The 997-nt window shown below is 72.5% G+C and carries 1 protein-coding gene; it reads right to left on the bottom strand.

Annotated features, from left to right (window positions below):
- Window positions 1-997, bottom strand: a 997-nt coding sequence (locus AC5WRT_RS38910; RefSeq protein ID WP_496101100.1) for an acyltransferase domain-containing protein, incomplete at both ends; no start/stop codon positions are given.

Genomic DNA, 997 nt, shown 5'->3' with positions numbered 1-997 from the left:
CGTCACCTTGCGGCCCTCGGCGCGGAAGCGCCCGGCGATCTCCTCGACGGCCTGCGCGGCGCCTGAGAGCACCACTGCCTGCGGGCCGTTGACCGCGGCGATGCCCACCCGCTCACCGAGCAGCGGCAGCACCTCGCCCTCGGAAGCCTGCACCGCCACCATCGCGCCCCCGGCCGGCAGGGCCTGCATCAACCGGCCACGCGCCACCACCAGACGGCACGCATCGGCCAGCGACCACACACCCGCCACATGCGCGGCAGCGATCTCACCGATCGAATGCCCCGCCAGCACGTCCGCTCGCACACCCCACGACTCCAGCAACCGGAACAGCGCCACTTCCAGGGCGAACAGTGCGGGCTGGGCGTACTCGGTGCGGTTCAGGGCGTCGGCGTCCTCACCGAAGACGATCTCCCTCAGTGGCAGCGGCAGTCCGGTGTCCAGGTGGGCGCACACGGCATCGAAGGCGTCCGCGAAGGCCGGGTACTCGTCATACAACTCACGTCCCATGCCCAGGCGTTGCGAGCCCTGACCGGCGAACAGGAAAGCCGTACGACCGCCCTCACCGACATCACCGACCACCGCACCCGCGCCGGCAGACTCGCCGGCGGCGACGCAGCGAACCCCGCTGAGCAACTCCTCCCGGTCTGCGCCCCACACCACGGCCCGGTGCTCGAACACCGACCGCGACCGCACCAGCGCCGCACCCACCGCAACCGGCGACACCCCGGCCCGCTCGGCCACGAACCCCGCCAGCCGCCCGGCCTGCGCCCGCACAGCCTCACGGCTGCGCCCGGACACCACCCACGGCACCACCGACGGCACCACCGACGGCACCGGACCGGACACAACGACCGTGCGCTCCTCACCCACGGGCTGTTCGAGTACGACGTGAGCGTTGGTGCCACTCACACCGAAGGCCGAGACTGCAGCACGGCGCGGCCGGTCACCGTCGAGCGGCCACTCCCGCTCCCCGGTGAGGAGTTCGACGGCACCGGCC

This window comes from Streptomyces sp. NTD91, assembly GCF_059510455.1.
This window is presented reverse-complemented; position numbering and strand designations above follow the sequence as displayed.